Genomic DNA, 20,620 nt, shown 5'->3' with positions numbered 1-20,620 from the left:
CGCAGAACGGTTGTCGTCGATATCCACCTTGGGGTAACGTTACCTCGCACCATGGCCGCTGAAACAGGGGCGGCAGCCACGGGCGGCATCACGGGAGATGCAAACGGCAAGGCGACGATCGGTTGCTTTGGCGGTTGCGTCGCCGCGGTGTGCACCGTTGCTTGGCAGTAGAGCTTGGGAGAGGCCTCTAATGCTATTGGTTCGCAAGGCGTTCCGCCGTGGAGCGCTGTGGGTGTTGTGTGGTTGCATGGCCTGGGCTGCAGTGGAGGCTGCGCCCGCCGATGTGCAGTCGCCCGGTCCATACGATGTCCGCGTGCTGGCGGGCGGGATGGGGCTGGCAAAGAAGCTTGCCGCCGATGCGCCATGGCTGGCTGCCGACGCAGACTGGAGCATGTCCGGCTGGGTGCGTCCCTCGCGTGCGACTGCCGGCCCGGCATTGATCGCCGGGATGGGCGATCCGAAGTCGGCCGGGCGTTATTTCGCGATCGACAACGGCCGGCTCGCCTTCGTGCAGGGTGCCGATACCGTGCTGCGCAGCAAGCAGGCGCTGCCTGCGGGGGCCTGGACGCAGGTGGCTGCGGTGGCGCAGGGCGGGCGGTTGGCGCTGTACGCCAATGGCCGCCAGGTCGCCAGCGGTGCGGTCCGCCAGGGCGCGGTCGCGCCCGTGCTGATGTTCGGTCCACGCGAGCAGCCCGCCGTCTATACGCAGCACTTCGGTGGCGAGATCGCCGGTTTCCTTGCGCACTCCGCTGCACTGGATGCGCCGGCCATCGCGCAGCTTGCGGCCAAGGCGCCGGACCCGGCCTTGCAGCGTTTCGAAGACGCCTCGCCGGCCTGGCAGGTCCAGGTCAGGCAGATGGCTGGCCAGGTCGCACCGCAGCCGCCCGCAACGCTGCCGCGCAGCGCGGCGGCCTTCTCTGCGCCGGTCGCCAAGCCGGTACAGCCGACGCCCGCGTTGCAGCCGCTGGATGCAGCGGCATGGCGGGTCGGCGCGTGGGAACTGGCTGCGGCGCCGGAGCTTGGGCAGGCCACCGGCGCCAGCCTGTCGCGCGGTGATGACAGCGGCGGCGCTGCGGCCTGGCGCGTGGCCACCGTACCGGGCACCGTGCTCACCACGCTGGTCGATCGGGGCGTGTATCCGGACCCGGATATCGGTCTCAACAACATGGCCATTCCCGAATCGCTGAGCCGGCAGGACTGGTGGTACCGCAGCCGTTTCGATCTGCCCGCTGCAGCGCAGGGCAAGCGGCTGGAACTGCTGTTCAACGGCATCAACTACGCGGGCGAGGTCTGGGTCAACGGCACCCAGGTCGGGCGTACGCGCGGTGCGTTCGCACGCGGCCGCTTCGATGTCAGCAAGCAGCTCAAGGCTGGCCGCAACATCATTGCCGTGCGCGTCTCGCCGCCGCCGCATCCGGGCATCGCGCACGAGCAGTCGATGACCGCGGGCGTGGGCGAGAACGGCGGTGTGCAGGCACTGGACGGGCCGACCTTCATCGCCAGCGAAGGCTGGGACTGGATTCCGGCGGTGCGCGATCGCAACGCCGGGCTGTGGCAGGACGTGCAGTTGCACGCCACCGGGCCGCTGGCGCTCGGCGACACCCGGGTGGTGACGACGCGGCTGGCCACGGATCACCGGCGTGCCGAGCTTGAAATCAGCGTGCCATTGCGCAACGACAGTGCCGCGGGGGTGCAGGGCACCCTGCAACTGGCCATCGGCGATGTGCGCATCCAGCGGCAGGTCAACGTGCCGGCCGGTGGTACCACGCTCACGCTCAGCGCCGCCGATACGCCGGAACTGGTGATCGCCAATCCGCGCCTGTGGTGGCCCAACGGTTATGGCGAGCCTGCGTTATATACCGTGCAGGCCAGCGTCGAGGTGGCCGGTACGCCATCGGACACGCAGCAGCTGCGCTTCGGCATTCGCGAAGTCGGCTACGAGCTGTCGCTGTTCGACCAGGACGGTGCGCTGCGCCGCGTGCTGGTGGATTTCAACAAGGCACGTCAGCGTGGCGAACGCATCGTCGATGCCCGCCACAGTGCGATCCGCCCCGTGCCCGGCGGCGATGCGCAATCGTTCTATCCCGGCGCGCAGGCATCGCCGGCAGTCACGCCGCTGAGCGATGACGCGCTGGCGCCGTACCTGGCCATCCGCATCAATGGCGTGCGCATTGCCGTCAAGGGCGGCAACTGGGGCATGGACGACTGGCGCAAGCGTGTCTCGCGCGAGCGGCTGGAGCCGTACTTCCGCCTGCAGCGCGATGCGCATTTCAACGTGGTGCGCAACTGGGTGGGGCAGAACACCGAAGCCAGCTTCTTCGAGCTGGCCGACGAATACGGCATGCTGGTGCTCAACGACTTCTGGCAGTCCACCCAGAACTACAACATGGAACCGGCCGATGCGGCGCTGTTCCTGGACAATGCCGCCGAGGTGATCAAGCGCTTCCGCAACCATCCCTCCATCGTGCTGTGGTTCGGCCGCAACGAGGGCGTGCCCGCACCCATCCTCAACGAAGGGCTGGATGCGCTGGTGGCCGAGCTCGATGGCACGCGCTGGTACACCGGCAGTTCCAACCAGGTCAATCTGCAGGGCAGCGGCCCGTACAACTACCGCGAGCCGGTGGGGTACTTCAACGCCCTGGCACAGGGCTTTTCGGTGGAAGTGGGCACGCCCTCTTTCTCCACCCTGGAGTCGTTCAAGGCCTCCGTCCCGGCGGCGCAGGACCAGTGGCCGATCAGCGATGCCTGGGCCTATCACGACTGGCACCAGTCCGGTAACGGCGACACCGCCAGCTTCATGCGTTCGCTCACCGACAAGCTGGGTGCGCCCACCAGCCTGGAAGATTTTGAGCGCAAGGCGCAGTTGCTCAACTACGACACCCATCGCGCCATCTTCGAAGGCTTCAACGCGCAGCTGTGGACCAAGAACAGCGGGCGCCTGCTGTGGATGAGCCATCCAGCCTGGCCCAGCAACATGTGGCAGATCTACAGCCACGACTACGACACCCACGCGGCCTACTACGGCGTGCGCAATGCGGCGGAGATGCTGCATGTGCAGATGAACCTGCCCGGCCACGAGGTGGTGGTGGTCAACAATGCCAGCGACCCGGTACGTGGCCTGCGTGTGCGTGCAGAGGTCTACAGCAGCAATGGCGCATTGCTGCAGCAGCGCGAACAGGCCGTGGACGCCGCGCCCGTTGCGGTCTCGGCACCGGTGCTGCAACTGGCGCCGTTGCTCAAGGACACCAACGGGCTGGGGTTTGTGCGGCTGCAATTGCTCGATCGCGATGCGGTCGTGCGTTCGCGCAATTTGTACTGGGTGGCGCGCGATGCGGCGGCCATGCGTGGCCTGGATACGCTGGCGGCAGTGCCGTTGCAGCTCAGCACGCAGCTGCAGGAGGGGGCCGAGCCGGTGCTGCGCGCCACCGTGCGCAATGCCTCGCAGCAGGTGGCGCTCAATACCAAGCTGACCCTGGTGGACGCGCAGGGCCAACGCATCCTGCCGGCCTACTACAGCGACAACTATCTCAGCCTGGTGCCGGGCGAGCAGCGCGAGGTCGAGATCCGTGGCCCGTCCGCGGCGAGCCTGCGCAACGCCACGCTGCAGGTGCGCGGCTGGAATGTCGAGCCATCAACAGGCGTTGCCAACGGACTTCCGTAACGGCGCCGACGAGTTGCCACGCCGTGCCCCTGCACGGCGTTCGCACTGCCGCGCCGATTGCGCGTCAGCCAATACCGCATTGCCGTTCCTGCAATGCCATTCGAAACGGTCGTGGATTGTCGTCATCCCTGGGAGGGGACCATGAACAAGTTGCATCGCAGTACGCGTCACACCCCGCTGGCCGCCGCGCTGGCGGCTGCACTCACACTGGTCGCGGCAACTGCCGCAGCGCAGGAAGCCGGCAGTACGGCCGGCGTCACCGAGCTGGACAAGGTCATGGTCAAGGGCGTGCGCGGCGCGCAGGCCGAGGCCATCGAGAACAAGCGCACCGCCGCGCAGATCATCGACTCGATCTCTGCAGAAGACATCGGCAAGCTGCCCGACGTCACCATCACCGATTCGCTGCAGCGCGTGCCCGGCGTGCAGATCCGGCGCTCGGCCGGCGAGGGCTCGCAGCTCAATATCCGCGGCATGCCGCAGGTGCAGACCACGATGAATGGCGAGTTGTACCTGAGCGCCGGTGGCGGCGATCAGTTCGGCCAACCCAACATCGGACGTGCGCAGCCGGACTTCGTCGACATTCCGCCGACGCTGTTCAGCGGCGTGGACGTGATCAAGTCGCCGACCGCCGCGGACCTGGATGGCGGCATCAGCGGCACGGTGTCGCTGAAGACACGGCGCCCGTTCGACCTGCCCGAAGGCTGGACCTTCAGCGGCCAGGTCGAAGGTTCCTACGGCGACCGCGTGCAGGAACTCAACGAGCTGTACTCGGGTCTGGCCAGTTTCCGCACCGAGCGCTGGGGCGCGTTGCTGGCGGTGTCGTACTCCGATGCCACGCTGGAAAACAAGCACCCCAGCGTGTATTCCAACGGCGCGCAGAAATCCACCGAGCAGAACGTGGGCTTCGATTTCAACGGCGATGGCCGCATCGGCAGCAATACCGATCCGTCCAACCTGCCACGCGACTACTTCTACAACTGGGTCGCCACCGAGCTGGATAACCGCAGCACCGACCGCCAGCGCACCGGCGTCAACGGCTCGTTCCAGTTCAACATCAACGATTCGTGGACGGTGCTGGCCGATGCGGCCTATACCAAGCTCGAAGACCAGGACACCTCGGTGGCCGCACAGCTGCACACCGGCTGGGCCACCAACCAGTTGCAGCCCGGATCGGTGGTCGATTCCAATGGCGTGCTGGAATACGGCCAGTTCCGCTACAACCGCTTCCAGGCGCATTCGATGGCCGGCGTGGCCGATTCGGATTCGCTCAACACCAACCTGGAGCTGCGCTTCGACGACGGCGGTCCGTTCCGTGCCTCGTTCCGTTGGGTGCATGGCGATGCGCAGCGTACCTACGACGAAGCGCGCGCCGATGCGGTGGTGACACGCGGCGACCAGATCACGCGCGCCGGCGGCGTCACGCAATGGGCCAATGCCAACGGACTGCCGACGGTGGATGCCTCAGTGGATTTCCGCGGCACCTATCCGGCAGTCAACCTCGGTACCGACGTGTCCAACCCGGACAACTGGCAGCTGATGTCGACCTGGGCGCAGGGCAACAAGATCGAAGCGACGATGGACGCGTTCCGCGCCGACGGTACCTTCGAGTTCGACGAGGGCGTGGTGCGCGGCTTCCAGTTCGGCATCCGCTATGGCGAGCGCGAGGTCAAGCTGGACACCTATCGCTACTTGTCGCCGGTGTCCACCAGCTGCACCGACCCGAACCGCTCGCTGTACTACTTCAAGGATCCGCTGATCGTGGATACCTGCAGCGGTGTCTCCGAGGCGCGCCTGCTGCCGTTCAATTCGATCCCCGGTTACTGGGCCTACTTCAACGACTTCGATCCGCTCAGGGTCACCGGCCTGGGCAGCCAGGGGCTGCCGGCGATCAACCCGCAGGTCATGAAGGACCCGGTGGGCTACCTCAACAGCCTGTACCCGGGCAACGTGGCCTACCAGCAGGCCGCCGATTCCTACAAGGTCACCGAAAAGAGCACCGCGGCGTACTTCCTGGCGAACCTGGAAGGTGGCACCGGCAGCGCGGTGCCGTGGACGGCCAACATCGGCGCGCGCATCGTGCAGACCAAGCTGGCGATCGATCAGTACCTGAGCAGCGGCAACGTGTTCATCGGCAACGTCGAATGGAATGGCGTCAGCCCGGCGATCGGCACCAATCGCCTGAACCGTCAGTACACCGACGTGCTGCCCACCGCCAACCTGTCGCTGGACATCACCGACGCGCAGAAGCTGCGCTTTGCCTACAACAAGGCGGTGGCGCGCCAGGACCTGCCCGATCTCGGTCGCGGGTTGGTGAGCTTCTACGCCGTCAACGGCACGCCGCCGCGCAACCCCGCCTTGCCCTCGGATGCGGTGCTGTTCCTCAATGGCCGCTCCGGTAACCCGGATCTGGACCCGTATCGCGCCACCAACTACAACGCCTCGTGGGAATGGTATTTCTCCGATGCGTCGCTGGTCAGCGTGGGCGCGTTCCTGATCGATGTGAAGTCGTTCCCCACCACGGTGACCAACATCGAGCCGCAACCCGATGCCGACGGCGTGGTGCGTCTGGGTGGGCCGGTGGAGCGCATCGTCAATGGCGGTGGCGGCAAGATCAAGGGCTTTGAAATCGGCTATCAGCAGGCCTTCGATTTCCTGCCCGGGTGGCTGAGCGGCTTCGGTACCAACATCAACTACACCTTCTCCGACGCCGACACCGACAACACCGACATCGAAGGCAACACGCTTCCGATCGGCGACAACTCCAAGCACCAGGCCAATGCGGTGCTGTGGTATCAAAAGGACAAGTTGCAGGCGCGTGTGGCCTACAACTGGCGCAGCAAGCGGTTCAGCCAGGTCAACAGCGGTGCCTGGGGCGACGAGCTGGCGATCTGGAACGACGATGTCGGCTATCTGGATGCCTCCTTCAGCTACGACGTCAACGATCACCTGACGCTGTACGCCCAAGCCACCAACCTCACCGGTGAAAGCGAGCGGCGTTACGCGCAGTGGACCAATCACTACTACGACCAGAACATCTTCGAGCGTCGTTACTACGCGGGTTTGCGTCTGCGCTTCTGATGTGATGTCCCGATGTGCGACACGGCGCACCCCTGCCCCGTGTCGCACATGATCTTCTGTTGTCCCTCTCCAGGCGGTCCTTTCGCTTTCTTCCCGTCACCGGCGTGCCGGTGCTGTAAGACGCCCGACGGCAACGTCGGGCACCCTCCCATTCGGCTGCATCGTCGGGAAGCGATGCGGCCGTTTTTTTGTGCGTAATGGCACATCCATTTGTGCAGTAATGCCTGCAGTTGAAATGTCGCTATGGACAGTCTTTGGATCTGTGCCCAAACGCAATGTTTGACGATTGCTTATGCCAGTTGTGCGGCGTAGTTTCCGCATGGCGAACCGACCACTCCGTTCGCAGGCACAGCATTCCACGCTGATCGCTCAATCGCTCCCTGGAGATAATCCGCATATCACGGAGGCAATCGTCGCGACGATAACGTCGGTGCGGCCGCATTCGCTTCCAATGAATCTGAGGTCTTAGGTGATGTCACGGCACACAAACAGGCTATTGGCCTGCATGTCGGTGCGGACATTGTCGATGTCATGCCATGCGAATGCTCTTCGGCGGGACGCCGACGGAGCGCGTTTGATTGGCTCCGGACATCTCTGATGGGTGCCCTGAAGAGGAACAAGGCAGGCCACGAGGCAGCGCTTCTTGGATTTTGAATAAACACCATTCGATTAAAAACAAGGTGAATCCAATGAAATTCAGCAAGGGTATCCGTCATAACCTCCGGCGCTCGATGGCGTTATCGCTATTGGCATTGAATCCGTTATTCGTCGCCGGCGTCTGCGCGCAGGTGCGCGTCGACAACCCCTTCGTGGGTGCAAGCGGGTATGTGAATCCCGATTACGCCAGGAAAGTCGACGCCTCGATTGCGAAGGTGAAAGGTGCACCATTGAAGGAGAAGATGGGCAGGGTCAAGGCCATTCCCACCGCGGTCTGGCTGGATCGTATCGCTGCGATCACCGGCGGGTCGGCGAATGCCGGGCGGCTCGGTCTGCGGGGGCACCTGGATGCCGCGTTGGCGCAGAAAAAAGCCAATACGCCGATCACCGCCAGCTTCGTCATTTACGATCTGCCTGGCCGCGATTGTCACGCGTTGGCGTCCAATGGCGAATTGCCGCTGACCCCGGCGGCGCTGGAGCGCTACAAGAAAGAATATATCGACGTCATCGCGGCGATCTTCGCGGATCCGAAATACAGGGATATCCGCATCGTCAATGTGATCGAGCCCGATAGCCTGCCAAACCTCGTCACCAACTTGAATGACATGCGTTGCGCGCTGGCCAACTCCACGGGAATTTACGAGGAAGGCATCAAGTATGCGCTCAACAAGCTGCACGCCATTCCCAATACCTACAACTATCTGGATATCGGTCACTCCGGATGGTTGGGCTGGGATAGCAATCGCGGCCCGTCGATCGCGCTGTATACCCGCGTGGTGCAGGGAACCAGCGCCGGCCTGGCAAGCGTGGACGGCTTTGTCACCAACACCGCCAATACCACGCCGTTGAACGAACCCAATCTGCCCAATCCCGAGTTGAGCGTGAACGGGCAGCCGATCAAGTCGGCGAAATTTTACGAGTGGAATCCCTACTTCGATGAGACCGATTTTACCCAGGCCCTGTACAGCGGCTTCGTCGGCGCAGGCTGGCCCAGCACGATCGGCTTTATCGTCGATACCGGCCGTAACGGATGGGGCGGGCCGAATCGTCCGGTCGGCGCGTTTGGCAGCGACATCAATACCTACGTCAATAGCGGCCGCATCGACCGTCGCCTGCACCGTGGCAACTGGTGCAATCAGAGCGGGGCAGGCATTGGTGCGCTCCCCACCGCAGCTCCGGGTCCGCATCTGGATGCGTATGCGTGGGTCAAGCCACCGGGCGAGTCCGATGGCTCCAGCACCCTCATTTCCAATAACGAGGGCAAGGGGTTCGATCGGATGTGCGACCCGACCTACACCACGGCCGATGGCGTGTTGACCGGCGCACTGGCCGGCGCGCCGATCTCCGGTGCCTGGTTCCATAACCAGTTCGTCGAGCTGGTGAACAACGCGTACCCGGCGATCGCAACCGCCGGCACCGCGGTCGCCGCTCCCGCAACGAGCGCGGCGCCGAGCGCAACACGCGGTCTGACTGCCACCGTCGGCGATCGCCAGGTCAGGCTGAGCTGGTCGCCGGTAGCGGGAGCAACCAGCTACACGCTGCAGCGTCGTGCAGCTGCTGCAGGTGCGTTTACGACGATTGGTTCCAATGTCGCGACGGCGTCGTATGTCGATCGGTCCGTCACCAACGGTGCGGACTACGACTATGTGGTGACGGCAAACGGCATGGCCGGGACCAGCGCCTCATCGGCTGTGGTACGCGCAAGGCCGGTGAAGTGACGCGGTCGGATCGACACCGGTGACGCCGGTGTCCATCCGTCGTGGACGGCACACCTGGCCGCGCTGACCGGATGTCGTGTCAACCCATGGCGGCAGCTGGCCGCCATGGGCGTTCGTCGGATGTGCGGCGTCATTTGCATCGACGCACGCAGTGCGGCGCTGCGATTGCCGATGGGTGGCGAATCGATGCGCGCAGGCAATGTTCCTGGTTGATCGTTGGCATCCAGTTTCAACCCATTCGCTGCACGCTGACGCCTCAACGCGTCATTCCTCGGGTGGCCCGGCGGTCGAGCTGCGCTTGACCAGGGTGTACTTCATCACCTGATGCACGCCCTGCGCGGCATCCCCCTTGCGGCGTTGGCGGATCGCATCTGCCAGCAACGACACTGCCGCGCGTCCCATCGCCGTCACCGGTTGGTGCACGGTGGTGAGTTCGGGCCAGATGGTGGTGGCGACCGGCGTGTCGTCGAAGCCTGCCACCGAGACATCCTCGGGCACGCGCAGGCCCAGTCCGTGTGCAACCGCAACCGCCGCCGCCGCCATGTCGTCGTTGCTGCAGAAGATGGCGGTCGGTGGCCTGGGTTGGGCCAGCAGGCTGCGCGCAGCGAGCAGCCCGGAGTGATAGGTGAACAGTCCCTCGGCAATCAGGTTCTCCGCAATCTCCAATCCTGCAGCCTGCAGACTGTCGAGATAGCCGTTGGCACGCAGCGCGCTCGGCGTGTGTTTGGGGTCGCCCTTGATCAAGGCGATGCGGCGATGGCCCAGTTCGACCAGGTGGTCGACGATGGCGCGCGCGGCCTGGTAATCGTCGATACGCACCGAGCTGATCTGCGCCATCGGTGCGCCGCTGGCCACTGCCACGACCGGGATGCCGCGTGCATCGAGTTCGGCGATGGTCTGGCGCGAATCGCATAACGGGGGAGGCAGGATCACGCCGTCCACGCCGGCTGCCAGCAAGCGTTCGGTGGCGGCACGCTGGCTGCGGATGGCACCGCATTTTTCCACCAGCACCTGGCTGCCATTGAGGCTGCTCTGTTCGAGCAGGCCGAGCATGAATTGATTGAGGTAGGCCGCGCTGGGATTGCTGTACAGCACGCCGATGCGCAACAGGCCACTGGTGCGCAACGAACGGCCCGCCAGGTTGGGGCGATACCCCAATGCCTGCACCGAGGCTTCCACGCGCACGCGCATGTCCTCGCCGACATGCGGGTGACGGTTGATGACGCGCGAGGCTGTCATCGGCGAGACGCCGGCGTGCTTGGCGACATCCAGCAAGGTTGCTGCGTTGTTGGCACTGCGTTGGCGCTTGGCCGCCATTGTGGGTGCTCGTCCTGGAGTGGAGGCGAAAAGGGCAGCAGGTACGCTCGAGGCCTGCAGTACCGCGACGTGCCTGGCCGCTGGCATTCGCTGTCGATGGTGGTATCGGCACGGACGACGCGCCGCGTGCGCGTCATCCGTGCCGCTCGCCCTCAACAAGGGCGCCTGCGACGCCTTCCGTCGCAGTTATTCGCTCGGCGGTTGCACGCTTTTCGCGCGACTGCCGAAATCGCCATCGGCCTCGGCTGCCAGGTATGCAAACACCGTGTAGGCCGCCACGTTCTGCGCCAGCGCCTTGGGGTCGATCTTGTCCAGGGTGTCGTCGGCGGTGTGGTGCAGGTCGAAGTAGTCGGTGCCGTCCTGCGCCAGCCATGCCCATGCGCCGCCCTTGGCGGAGATCGGCCCGACATCCGGGCCGGGGCCGCCCTTGTCCGGCGCATATGCGATGCCCAACGGCGCGAGCACCTCGGCGATCTGCCTGGTCGCGGCGCGCGAGTCTTCCGGTGCGGCCGAGCCGGTGTTGAACGCATAGATGCGCCCGGCCCCGAAGTCGCTCTCTGCGCCGATCTGATGCAGCGCCATGTCCTTGGCATCCTTGCCATGCGCGGCCGCATATGCCTTGCCGCCGTACAGGCCCTGCTCCTCGTTGGCAAAGGCCACCACGCGAATCGTGCGCCTGGGCGCCTGCTTGAGTTGGCCGATCAGGTGGCCCGCGGCCATGGTGATCGCCACGCCGGCGCCATCGTCGATCGCGCCGGTGCCCAGATCCCACGAATCCAGGTGCCCGCCGATCACCACCACTTCCTTGGGCTTGCTGCGTCCGGTGATTTCGCCGATCACGTTGTAGGAGGTCGCCGTGCCATCCCAGCCGCAGTCCAGTGCCAACCGCACACGCGTGCTGCCCAGCGCGGCCAGGCGCGCGAGCTGGTTGGCGTCGGGCACCGACAGCGCCGCTGCCGGTACCGGCGTCAGGCCGTCATCGAAACGGGTGATGCCGGTATGCGGCACGCGGTGCGAGTCGGTGCCGGCCGAGCGCATCACAAAGCCGATTGCGCCCTTGCGGATCGCTTCCGACGGGCCCTTGCTGCGCACCGCGCCGCCATTGCCGTAATCCTTGCCGTCGCGCGCCTTGGTCATCTGATAATCGACGAAGGCGATCTTGCCGGCCAGCGAGCCGGCCGGTGCGGCCTGCAGTGCGGCCAGGTTGTCGAAGCGCACCACCTCGCCTTCGACGGTGCCGCCCGGGCTGCCGCCCAGGGCGGTGATGTGCAGGGGCTGCGCATGCGCGCCGATCACCGCCGCCTGTTCGCTGCGCCGCTGCCACTTGGGAAAACTCACCGGCTCGGTCCACACCTTGTCAAAGCCCAGCGACTGGAACTTGGCCTTGGCCCAGGCCACCGCGCGCGGGTCGGCCTCGCCACCGGCGATACGCGGGCCGACTTCGGTGGTCAGGGATTCCACCACGGCAAAGCCGGTGGTGTCGGCCAGGGCCTGTTCGCGCAGCTGTGCGGCGGTGCGCAGTGCGCCATCGGCGATGGTGGTCTGTGCGGCGAGCGCGGGCGCGCAAGCGAGGAGGGCAGAGATGGCAACAGCGAGGCGACGCATGCGGGGCGGCTCCAACGACAAGGGGGACCCCGAGCTTATCAGCGCGAGGTCCCCCGTCTGCGTGCGAAAGGTCATCCTCCCGCGCGACGTTGCACAGCGGATGTGCCCGCTTACGGCACGCCCGGTGTCTTCAGCGTGTCGTTCTTCAGGGAATCGCGAATCTCGCGCAGCAACAGCACTTCTTCGCTCGGGCCCTTGGGGGCATCCGGCTTGCGATGGGTCAGGCGGTTGATCAACTTGACCACCATGAAGATCGCGAAGGCGATGATCACGAACTGCACGACGGTGTTGATGAAATCGCCATAGCCAATGGCCACCGCCGGAATTTCCTTGCCGGTGGCATCGACGCTGGCAGGCTTGAGCACCCAGGCCAGACGCGAGAAATCCACATTGCCGATGGCCCAGCCGATCGGCGGCATGATGATCTTTTCCACCAGCGCGGTGACGATCTTGCCGAACGCTGCACCGATGACCACACCGACCGCCAGGTCGATGACATTGCCACGCATCGCGAATTGCTTGAATTCGCTGACCATTCCCATAGCGCACTCCAGATGCGGTCGCGGACCAACTGCCGCAGCGTGATCGTAGCGGGCGGCGTGTCAGCCCGCGATGATGCCGTGGCGCTCGGCGACGTTTTCCAGGCGTGCGCTGAATTGATCGCCCGGCAGCAGCGGGCCGACGCCGGCCGGCGTGCCCATGAAGATCAGGTCGCCCGCGCGCAATGCATAGAGCTTGGAGAGCTCATGCAAAATCTCCGGCACGTTCCAGATCATCTGGTCCAGCAACGACTGCTGGCGCACCTGGCCGTTGACCTCCAGCGACAGGTTCAAGGCCTCCAGCGCACCCACCTCGCCGGCATGCACCAGCTCGCTGATCGGTGCGGAGTGATCGAAGCCCTTGGCGATGTCCCACGGCAGGCCCTTGGCCTTGGCGGCGGCCTGCAGATCGCGCCGGGTCAGGTCCAGGCCCACGCCGTAGCCATAGATCAGCGCCTCTGCCTGATCCACCGGCAACACGCCGGCCGGTGCATCGCTGCCCAGTGCCACCACCAGCTCCACTTCGTGATGCAGCTCGCTGGTGCCGGGCGGATAGGGAATCCGGTCGCCGTGGCCGACCACGATCGCATCGGCAGGCTTCATGAAAAAGGTCGGCTGGCCCCGTTCGGCCCTGGAGGCAGGTGCGGTAGCGCCCATCTCGCGCGCGTGATCGGCAAAGTTGCGGCCAACGCAGTAGATGCGGTGCACCGGAAAGTTGCCGCCACCCACCACCGGAATGCGCGGGACGTCGGCGGCGGGAATCACATCGTGGGTCATGCACGCATCCTTGGGGAACGGGGCAGCTGAGTCTAGCCGTTTGCCCGTGCATGACGGAACCGCCGTGCTGCGCGTGGAGTGCATCGCGCCGCCTGGCTGGCAGTTCGTGGGATCGCGGTCTGCGTCGGCGCAGGCGAAAGCGCGCATGCCGTCCAGGGCATGCGCGCAGCGACATCAGGATTCAATGCTCACCGCGCCCGATGGCGGTGGCGTGGCGCGTCAGTGCGACAACGGCAACGCGGGCTTGCGCACCACGCGGTACTCGGCTTCGACCACGTGGGTCTGCTGCGGCGTGCGACGGTTCGACTTGCTCAGCAGCTTCCAGGCGATGCCGCCCAGGATCATCGCCGCGCCCACGAACACGCTGAAGAAGATCAGCACCGCAAGGATGACCAGACCCGCCATGCCGGCGGCAACGCGCACCAGCGGGTGACGCGGCTTGCGCGGGGCAAACAGGTGGTGGAGGTTGCCGAATTGGAAGAGACGTGCAGGCATGGCGGTGGGCTGCCGGGCAGGAAACAGGCCCGCAGTATCGTTGCGGTTTCATGTCATTGAGTGAAAACTTCGTTAAACAATGGCCCGTTTCGTTAAGTGCATCACATCCGGTGCGCTCCAGGCGCCTCGCCTTGTCGGCCGGAGCGCTTCTCCATGAGGGCAGTAGATGCGTAGGTGGCAGCCACCGCATGGCGTTGGCACGACGCAGGCGCGTGCCACAATCGCAGTCCGTCCTCCAGCAGCAGACCGCATGTCTTCGCCATCGCCCACCACGCTTGCCGACTTGGCGCAGATTCCCGATGCCGGATTTCTGGAAGTCGAAGCGACGTGGGACGGCGGCGCGGAGTCGCTGGTGCTGTATCGCGATGGTGCCCAGGTGCGCGCCTGGTTGAACGTCTGCCCGCATGCCGGCAGGCGGCTGGATTGGGCACCCGGCCAGTTCCTCAAGACCAAGGAAGGGCACCTGGTCTGCGCAGCGCACGGTGCAGCGTTCGAGCTCAGTGGCGGCGAATGCATCAGCGGGCCGTGTCGCGGCCAATCGCTGCTGGCGGTGCCGGTACGCATCGAAGGGACGCAGGTGGTGCTTGGCTAGGTCGCCGCGCTGAGCCGGCGTCACACGCGCCAGCGCAAGGTGTGCGGGCCGAGGCTGGAGCAGTGTGCGGCTGGCAGGACATCGCCAGCAGTCGTCAGCCCGCTTCAGGCAGCAGCTGGAGTCGTCGCTGCGTCTCGTGCCTGGCGATGAGGCGTGCAGTGCGCCTGACGTGCAGCATCGATGGTCGCTCCATCTGCGCGCGTATCTGCAGCGATCGCTGTCGCCGGCGATCACGCCGGTTCAGCGCGCTGCCCACCAGAACATCAGGTTGATCATCGACACCATCACCACGATGTAGATCAGCGACAGCGGTGCGCCCACGCGCCACAGCTCGCGCGGCTGGTAGTTGGCCGGGCCGGCCACCATCGAGATCACCGGGTTGGAGGCGGTCATCAGATTGTTGGACGCCGACAACGCCACGATCAGTGCGAATGCCGTGGGGTTGCCGTTGGCCGCCAGCGCCAGGTTGACCGCGATCGGCACCATCACGATGGTGGCGCCGACATGGCTGATCACCAGCGAGAACGCAGTGGTCAGCAGCGCCAGGCTGATTTCCAGCGCCCACACCGGAATGCCCTCGGGCAGGCGGTCGATGGTATGGCCGGCCACCCAGGCCGCGGTGCCGCTGCTGTCCATCGCCCAGCCCAGTGGAATCAGGCCGGCCATCATGAAGATGGTCTTCCAGTTGATCGAGGCGTAGGCCTCGTCCATGCGCAGCACGCCGCTGACCAGCATGCAGGCCACGCCGGTCATCAAGGTCAGCGCCACCGGCAGCCGCGAGGTCAGCGCGATCAGGATGGTGAAGGCGAAGATCGCCATCGCGATCTTGAACTTGTGCGGGCGCTGCTCGCCTTTGGGGAAGTCGGTCACCGGCACGAAATCGCGGCTTTCCGCCGCCTGCGCCAGGTCCTGCCAGATGCTGTGGAACACCAGCATGTCGCCGCCGCGCAGCGGCACGTTGCGCACATCCTCGCGGATCACCTGCTTGTCGCGGTTGATCGCCAGCAGGCTGATGCCGCTCTGCTTGCGCAGGCGCAACTCGGCGGCGGTCTTGCCGATCAGCCGCGAGTTGGGCGGAATCAATGCTTCGGAAATGCCGGCAAGGCTGGGATTGAACAGGTCACCCAGGTTGCGCAGGCGCGAGGACATGCGCAGGAACTGATTCTGTGCGAAGTCGTTCACTTCCTGGCGCGGCCCCATCGCCCCGAGCACGCTGCCGACCCAGATGCGCATGTCCGCCGGCGGCGCCAGCCGGGTGTCGTTGCCGGTCTTCAGCGCCAGCAGCAACGGCGCGTCGTGCAGCGCCTCGGCCTCGCCCAGGGTCATGCCGACCAGCGGGCTTTCGGCGCTGACGGTGAGCTCGAACACGTCGCCGTCGATGCCGTAGGTCTTGGCGAAATAGCTCTCGGTGCGCGAGGGCGTGACGCCTTCGTTGATCAGGCGTTCTTCCTCGATCAGCTTGCGGTCGCCGTAGAAACGGAAGTACAGCAGTGCGGCGATCAGCAGGGCCACGCCGATCGGCAGCGGCGCGAACATCGTCAACGGCTCGATGCTGGCCATGCCCGAGGGCAGGTTGTTGTTGGCCGACACCAGCAGGTCGTTGAGCAGGATCAGCGGCGAATTGCCCACCATGGTCAGCGCGCCGCCCATCACGATGGCCGCGGCGATCGGCAGCAACATGCGTTGCAGGGTCAGCCCGGTGCGCGCGGCTAGCCGCGAGGCGACCGGCAGGTACAAGGCCATCACCGACGGGTTCTGCATGAAGGACGAGTTCAGGCCGGAGATGGCCAGCGTCATCATCATCAGGCGTTGTTCGCTGCCGTGCGAGCGCCGCAGTAACCAGCTTGCCAGGCGATTCAACGCACCGGTGCGCTCCAGCCCCGCACCGAGAATGGTGGTGGCGATGATGCTCATCACCGCGTTACCGGAAAAGCCGCCGAACAGTTCTTCCGGCGCCACCAGCCCGGTCACGCCCAGCACCACCAGCACGATCAAGGCCACCACGTCGGCGCGAATGCGCTCGAACAAAAACATCGCCATCGTGAAACCGACCAGCCCGAGGACGAGCTTCATATCGTTGGTCAGTGTCAGCGCGGTATCCATCAGGGGCCGGGATTCGGGAGTGGGGAGTGGGGATTCGGTGAGCTGCTGTGGCGTCGAGTGTGCGGGAAGGCGCTGTTACGAATCCCCACTCCCCACTCCCGAATCCCGGTCATACAGCAGATCCCACACGCCGTGGCCGAGCTTCTGGCCGCGGGTTTCGAAGTGGGTCTGCGGGCGCCAGGCGGGGCGTTCGACGTGGCCGCGCGGGCCGGCGCGGTTGACCAGGCCCGGTGTGGCGTCGAGCACGTCCCACATCTGTTCGGCGTAATCGGCCCAGTCGGTGGCCGCGTGCAGGCGGCCGCCATGGCGCAGCTTGCGTACCACCAGTGCCGCAAACGCCGGCTGGATCAGGCGGCGCTTGTTGTGGCGCTTCTTGTGCCACGGATCGGGGAAGTAGATGCGCACTTCGTCCAGCGCGCCATCGGCGATCTCGTGCTCGAGCACTTCCACTGCGTCGTGGTGATACAGGCGCACATGCGTGCTGCCATCCTCGTCCAGCGCATTGAGCAGGCGGCCGACGCCGGGCGCATGCACCTCGATGCCGATGTAGTCGCGGCTGGGGTCCTGCTGCGCGGCAAAGCGCAACGCCGCCCCATTGCCGAAGCCGATTTCCAGCACCTTGGGCGCGGGACGGCCGAACGCCGCATCCAGATCGCGCGGCGTACCGCTGTAGTCCAGGCCGAAGCGTGGCCACAACTCATCGAATGCCCGTTGCTGGGCCGGGGTAAAGCGGCCCTGGCGCAGCACGAAGCTGCGCACCTGCCGGCGTCCCTCTTCGATGGTGAAGGGCTTGGGCGGCATCTTGGCGCCGTCGCTGGTGAAAGGATCGGTCATGAGTCAAGTCACATCAGAAAACAAAGCCCCTCTCCCTTTGGGAGAGGGGTTGGGGTGAGGGTAGGGCGTGAGGGGTACTCGCAGTAATGCGCGATCTGGCAACGGCCACACCCGGCACCTCACACCGCCAAGCCTTGCGCATCGACTGCACTGTCAACGCAGCCCAGCCACTCATCCAATCACGCCATCCACCGGACTGGACGCCGATGCATACCGCTTGCGCGGAATCCGCCCGGCCAGGAAGGCCTCGCGCCCGGCCTCGATCGCCTTGCGCATCGCGCTGGCCATCAGGATCGGATCGCGCGCCCCGGCGATGGCGGTATTCATCAATACACCGTCGCAGCCCAGCTCCATCGCGATCGCCGCATCCGAGGCCGTGCCCACGCCGGCGTCGACGATGATCGGCACCTTGGCGTTCTCGATGATTTCCAGCAGGTTGTACTTGTTCTGGATGCCCAGCCCGGAACCGATCGGCGCAGCCAGCGGCATCACTGCCACGCAACCGATCTCTTCCAGGCGCTTGGCCAGGATCGGGTCGTCGGAGGTATAGACCATGACCTCGAAGCCGTCGGCGACCAGCTGCTCGGCGGCCTTGAGCGTCTGCACCACATCCGGATACAGCGTGCGCTCGTCGCCGAGCACTTCCAGCTTGGTCAGGTTGTGGCCGTCCAGCAATTCGCGCGCCAGCCGGCAGGTGCGGACCGCATCTTCGGCGGTGTAGCAGCCGGCGGTGTTGGGCAGCAGCGTGTAGCGATCCGGCGGCAGCACATCGAGCAGGCTGGGTGCGTTCGGGTCCTGGCCGATGTTCACCCGGCGGATCGCCACGGTGACGATCTGCGCGGCGGCCGCGTCGGTGGCCAAGCGGGTTTCGTCCAGATCCTTGAACTTGCCGGTGCCGGTCAGCAGGCGCGAGCGGTAGGGCTTGCCGGCGATGATCAGCGCATCAGAGGGGGCGGTATTGGTCATCAGGCAATTATCACCGATCGCGCGCAGCTGCGCCGGCCCGCGCGCCGCATCAGCCGCCGCCCAATGCGTGCACGATCTCCACCACATCGCCGGCACGCAGGTGGTGCGTGGCATGCCGCCCGCGCGACACGATTTCGCCATTGACCTCCACCGCCACGCGCCGCTGTGCAAGACCTTCCTGCTCCAGCAGGGTTGCCAGCAGCAAGTCGTCGGGAACGTCGCGCGCAGTGCCGTTGAGTTGAATGTTCATGTCATCATTGTGGCATCGCGCGCCGTCAGGGCGCGCGTTTTTGCGTTATGCGGCAATGCAGCGTGAGCGCGGGCGGCGAGGGTGGAACCATGTGCCATTCGCCGGCGTACGCATGCGGGTCCGGTCCAGTTCCACCCTACACTTGAGCAGGCACTCCGATGGCTACAACTCTTCGCCCGATCCGTTCCATGATGGCCGTTGCCATCGCCCTTGCGGCCACCCCGGCCATGGCCGCGTCTGCGTTCGACCAGACCGTGTTCTTCGGTGACAGCCTCACCGACAGCGGCTACTACAGCCCGTTGCTGCCGGCCGCCTCGCGCGCGGTCACCGGCAAGTTCACCACCAACCCGGGCTGGGTCTGGGCCGAATACGTTGCCGACCATTACGGCACCAATGCCGCGCCCAACGGCAACGGCCAGACCGGCGACAACTACGCTGCCGGCGGTGCGCGCATCCAGGCCGGTTCGACCAGCGTGCTCGGCGCCGCGCCTTCGGTGACCAGCCAGATCAACACCTACCTGAGCGCCAACGGCGGCCAGGCCAACCCGAACGCGCTCTACACCGTGTGGGGCGGCGCCAACGATCTGCTCGCCGCCGCCACGGCGCCGGCCCAGGCGCAGGCCATCATCGGCAACGCGGTCACCGCGCAGGTCGGTGCGGTCGGCGCCTTGCAGGCCGCCGGCGCGCGCTACGTGATGGTGCCGACCATTCCGGACGTGGGCATCACCCCGCGCTTCCGCGCCGGCGGTGCCGCCGCGATGGCGCAGGGCACTGCGGCGGCGACCGCCTACAACACCGCATTGTTCAATGGCCTGCGCTCGGCGGGCCTGCGCGTGATCCCGGTCGACACCTTCCACATCCTGCAGGAAGTGGTCGCCGATCCCGGCACCTACGGCTTCAGCAACGTCACCAGCACCGCCTGCAACCCGGCCGTGCCGCTGCCGGCGTGCAACCCGACCAGCCTGGTCGCCGCCAACGCGCCGAACACCTATGTGTTTGCCGACGGCATTCATCCGACCACCGCCACCCACCAGATCCTGGGCCAGTACGCCATCTCGCTGCTGGAAGCGCCGCGCCTGCAGCAGGTGCTGACGCATTCGGCACAGGCCATCGGCCGCGCGCGCGCCGATCAGGTGGCCTGGCATCTGGACGGCAAGCCGGACGCCGATGGCCTGCGTTGGTGGGGTAGCGTGCGTGGCGACATGCAGCGCTACGACCACGCCGATCTGTACGACGGCATGGCCCCGGCCGGCCTGTTCGGCGTGGACTGGACGGCTGGCGACCTGGTGTTCGGCGGCTTTGCCGGCTTCGGCAGCATGGATGCCGATTTCGGCAACCGCAACGGCAGCTTCAAGCAGGACGACACCACGCTGGGCGGTTTCTTCGGCTGGTACACCGGCCCGGTCTGGGTCAACGCTCAGGTCAGCTACAGCTGGCTCAGCTACGACGTCGACCGCGAAGTGCAGCTCGGGCCGGCCACGCGCGTGCACAGCGGCTCGCCGGACGGCAGCAACCTCACCGCCGCGGTCAACGCCGGCTATTCGCTGGGCGAAGGCAACGTCAAGTATGGCCCGGTGGTCGGGCTGACCTGGCAGAAGCTCAAGCTCGACGGCTACACCGAGAACAACGCGAGCTCCACTGCGCTGGGCTACGCCGATCAGGACATCGATTCGATGGTCGGCCGCATCGGCTTCCAGGTGCGCCTGGACGGCGCAATGGTCAAGCCGTACCTGCAGGCGACCTACGACCACGAGTTCAAGGACGGCACCGAAGCCAGCGCCTGGCTGCAGTCGATGCCGGACGTGGGCATGTACACCGTCCCGGGCCAGAACTTCGACCGCAACTATGCGACCGTCGTGCTGGGCGCCCGCACCGGCCTGTGGGGCCTGCAGAGCAACATCGGCCTGAGCACCACCACCGCACAGCGCAGCGCCCGCGATGCGACGCTGTTCGTGAACTTCAGCGGCAACTTCTGATCCGCGCCGCACAGGTGCGGGCGTCAACCTTGCAAGACACGAGGGCCGGGCA

14 protein-coding genes are annotated in these 20,620 nt (G+C 65.8%); 5 read left to right on the top strand and 9 right to left on the bottom strand.

Annotated elements, in window-relative coordinates; translation table 11 throughout:
• The first annotated feature begins 190 nt into the window (after positions 1–190).
• The 3 genes from C0541_RS15710 to C0541_RS15700 all read left to right on the top strand — a co-directional run bounded on the left by C0541_RS15710 (position 191) and on the right by C0541_RS15700 (position 9,114).
• Entirely contained in the window at positions 191–3,661 is a 3,471-nt protein-coding gene (locus tag C0541_RS15710; RefSeq protein WP_115049747.1) for a glycosyl hydrolase 2 galactose-binding domain-containing protein, read from the top strand.
• Between the two features lie 141 nt (positions 3,662–3,802).
• Entirely contained in the window at positions 3,803–6,739 is a 2,937-nt protein-coding gene (locus C0541_RS15705) for a TonB-dependent receptor (protein WP_115049745.1), read from the top strand.
• A 731-nt stretch (positions 6,740–7,470) separates the two neighbouring features.
• The gene (locus C0541_RS15700; RefSeq protein ID WP_115049743.1) at positions 7,471–9,114 is read left to right on the top strand and encodes a glycoside hydrolase family 6 protein; all 1,644 of its coding nucleotides are present in this window, start codon (positions 7,471–7,473) and stop codon (positions 9,112–9,114) included.
• 264 nt (positions 9,115–9,378) lie between these two features.
• Here the strand turns inward: C0541_RS15700 and C0541_RS15695 are convergent, their stop codons facing one another.
• The 5 genes from C0541_RS15695 to C0541_RS15675 all read right to left on the bottom strand — a co-directional run bounded on the left by C0541_RS15695 (position 9,379) and on the right by C0541_RS15675 (position 13,847).
• Complete coding sequence (locus C0541_RS15695) at positions 9,379–10,431, bottom strand: LacI family DNA-binding transcriptional regulator (protein WP_115049741.1); 1,053 nt, start codon at positions 10,429–10,431, stop codon at positions 9,379–9,381.
• Positions 10,432–10,617: 186 nt separating this feature from the next.
• Positions 10,618–12,036, bottom strand: a complete 1,419-nt coding sequence (locus C0541_RS15690) for a M28 family peptidase (RefSeq protein WP_115049739.1) — start codon at positions 12,034–12,036, stop codon at positions 10,618–10,620.
• A 110-nt stretch (positions 12,037–12,146) separates the two neighbouring features.
• A complete protein-coding gene (mscL, locus tag C0541_RS15685) occupies positions 12,147–12,578 on the bottom strand; it encodes a large-conductance mechanosensitive channel protein MscL (RefSeq protein ID WP_115049737.1) in 432 nt (143 codons plus the stop codon).
• A gap of 60 nt (positions 12,579–12,638) precedes the next feature.
• Entirely contained in the window at positions 12,639–13,352 is a 714-nt protein-coding gene (locus tag C0541_RS15680) for a fumarylacetoacetate hydrolase family protein (RefSeq protein ID WP_115049735.1), read from the bottom strand.
• Positions 13,353–13,571: 219 nt separating this feature from the next.
• A complete protein-coding gene (locus tag C0541_RS15675) occupies positions 13,572–13,847 on the bottom strand; it encodes a hypothetical protein (RefSeq protein ID WP_115049733.1) in 276 nt (91 codons plus the stop codon).
• Positions 13,848–14,097: 250 nt separating this feature from the next.
• On the opposite strand from C0541_RS15675, the gene C0541_RS15670 reads away from it, so the two are divergent.
• Positions 14,098–14,439, top strand: a complete 342-nt coding sequence (locus C0541_RS15670) for a Rieske (2Fe-2S) protein (RefSeq protein ID WP_115049731.1) — start codon at positions 14,098–14,100, stop codon at positions 14,437–14,439.
• Positions 14,440–14,679: 240 nt separating this feature from the next.
• On the opposite strand, the gene C0541_RS15665 is transcribed toward C0541_RS15670, so the two are convergent.
• The 4 genes from C0541_RS15665 to thiS form a co-directional block, all read right to left on the bottom strand.
• On the bottom strand, positions 14,680–16,542 hold the full coding sequence (locus tag C0541_RS15665) for an SLC13 family permease (protein WP_115049729.1): 1,863 nt from the start codon (positions 16,540–16,542) through the stop codon (positions 14,680–14,682).
• Positions 16,543–16,617: 75 nt separating this feature from the next.
• Positions 16,618–17,376 carry a tRNA (guanosine(46)-N7)-methyltransferase TrmB gene (gene trmB / locus C0541_RS15660; RefSeq protein ID WP_115049727.1) on the bottom strand — a complete coding sequence of 253 codons (759 nt, stop codon included), beginning with the start codon at positions 17,374–17,376 and terminating at the stop codon, positions 16,618–16,620.
• A 171-nt stretch (positions 17,377–17,547) separates the two neighbouring features.
• A complete protein-coding gene (locus C0541_RS15655; protein ID WP_115049725.1) occupies positions 17,548–18,342 on the bottom strand; it encodes a thiazole synthase in 795 nt (264 codons plus the stop codon).
• Positions 18,343–18,391: 49 nt separating this feature from the next.
• Positions 18,392–18,592 (bottom strand): sulfur carrier protein ThiS, encoded by a 201-nt coding sequence (gene thiS, locus C0541_RS15650; RefSeq protein ID WP_115049723.1) that lies wholly within the window; start codon positions 18,590–18,592, stop codon positions 18,392–18,394.
• A 191-nt stretch (positions 18,593–18,783) separates the two neighbouring features.
• Between thiS and C0541_RS15645 the strand changes: the two genes are divergently transcribed.
• A complete protein-coding gene (locus tag C0541_RS15645; protein ID WP_115050410.1) occupies positions 18,784–20,568 on the top strand; it encodes an autotransporter outer membrane beta-barrel domain-containing protein in 1,785 nt (594 codons plus the stop codon).
• The last annotated feature ends 52 nt before the right edge of the window (positions 20,569–20,620 follow it).

Source organism: Xanthomonas arboricola (assembly GCF_003353015.1).
In the GTDB taxonomy this organism is placed as follows: domain Bacteria; phylum Pseudomonadota; class Gammaproteobacteria; order Xanthomonadales; family Xanthomonadaceae; genus Xanthomonas; species Xanthomonas arboricola_E.
The sequence above is the reverse complement of the archived record's forward strand: the minus strand, read 5'-3'. Positions and strand labels throughout refer to the sequence as shown.

Excerpts from the sequence above, each read along its gene's own strand:
- C0541_RS15710 (WP_115049747.1), top strand. The coding sequence starts at position 191 with ATGCTATTGGTTCGCAAGGCGTTCCGCCGTGGAGCGCTGTGGGTGTTG.
- C0541_RS15705 (WP_115049745.1), top strand. The coding sequence starts at position 3,803 with ATGAACAAGTTGCATCGCAGTACGCGTCACACCCCGCTGGCCGCCGCG.
- C0541_RS15700 (WP_115049743.1), top strand. The coding sequence starts at position 7,471 with ATGGCGTTATCGCTATTGGCATTGAATCCGTTATTCGTCGCCGGCGTC.
- C0541_RS15695 (WP_115049741.1), bottom strand. The coding sequence starts at position 10,431 with ATGGCGGCCAAGCGCCAACGCAGTGCCAACAACGCAGCAACCTTGCTG.
- C0541_RS15690 (WP_115049739.1), bottom strand. The coding sequence starts at position 12,036 with ATGCGTCGCCTCGCTGTTGCCATCTCTGCCCTCCTCGCTTGCGCGCCC.
- mscL (WP_115049737.1), bottom strand. The coding sequence starts at position 12,578 with ATGGGAATGGTCAGCGAATTCAAGCAATTCGCGATGCGTGGCAATGTC.
- C0541_RS15680 (WP_115049735.1), bottom strand. The coding sequence starts at position 13,352 with ATGACCCACGATGTGATTCCCGCCGCCGACGTCCCGCGCATTCCGGTG.
- C0541_RS15675 (WP_115049733.1), bottom strand. The coding sequence starts at position 13,847 with ATGCCTGCACGTCTCTTCCAATTCGGCAACCTCCACCACCTGTTTGCC.
- C0541_RS15670 (WP_115049731.1), top strand. The coding sequence starts at position 14,098 with ATGTCTTCGCCATCGCCCACCACGCTTGCCGACTTGGCGCAGATTCCC.
- C0541_RS15665 (WP_115049729.1), bottom strand. The coding sequence starts at position 16,542 with ATGGATACCGCGCTGACACTGACCAACGATATGAAGCTCGTCCTCGGG.
- trmB (WP_115049727.1), bottom strand. The coding sequence starts at position 17,376 with ATGACCGATCCTTTCACCAGCGACGGCGCCAAGATGCCGCCCAAGCCC.
- C0541_RS15655 (WP_115049725.1), bottom strand. The coding sequence starts at position 18,342 with ATGACCAATACCGCCCCCTCTGATGCGCTGATCATCGCCGGCAAGCCC.
- thiS (WP_115049723.1), bottom strand. The coding sequence starts at position 18,592 with ATGAACATTCAACTCAACGGCACTGCGCGCGACGTTCCCGACGACTTG.
- C0541_RS15645 (WP_115050410.1), top strand. The coding sequence starts at position 18,784 with ATGGCCGTTGCCATCGCCCTTGCGGCCACCCCGGCCATGGCCGCGTCT.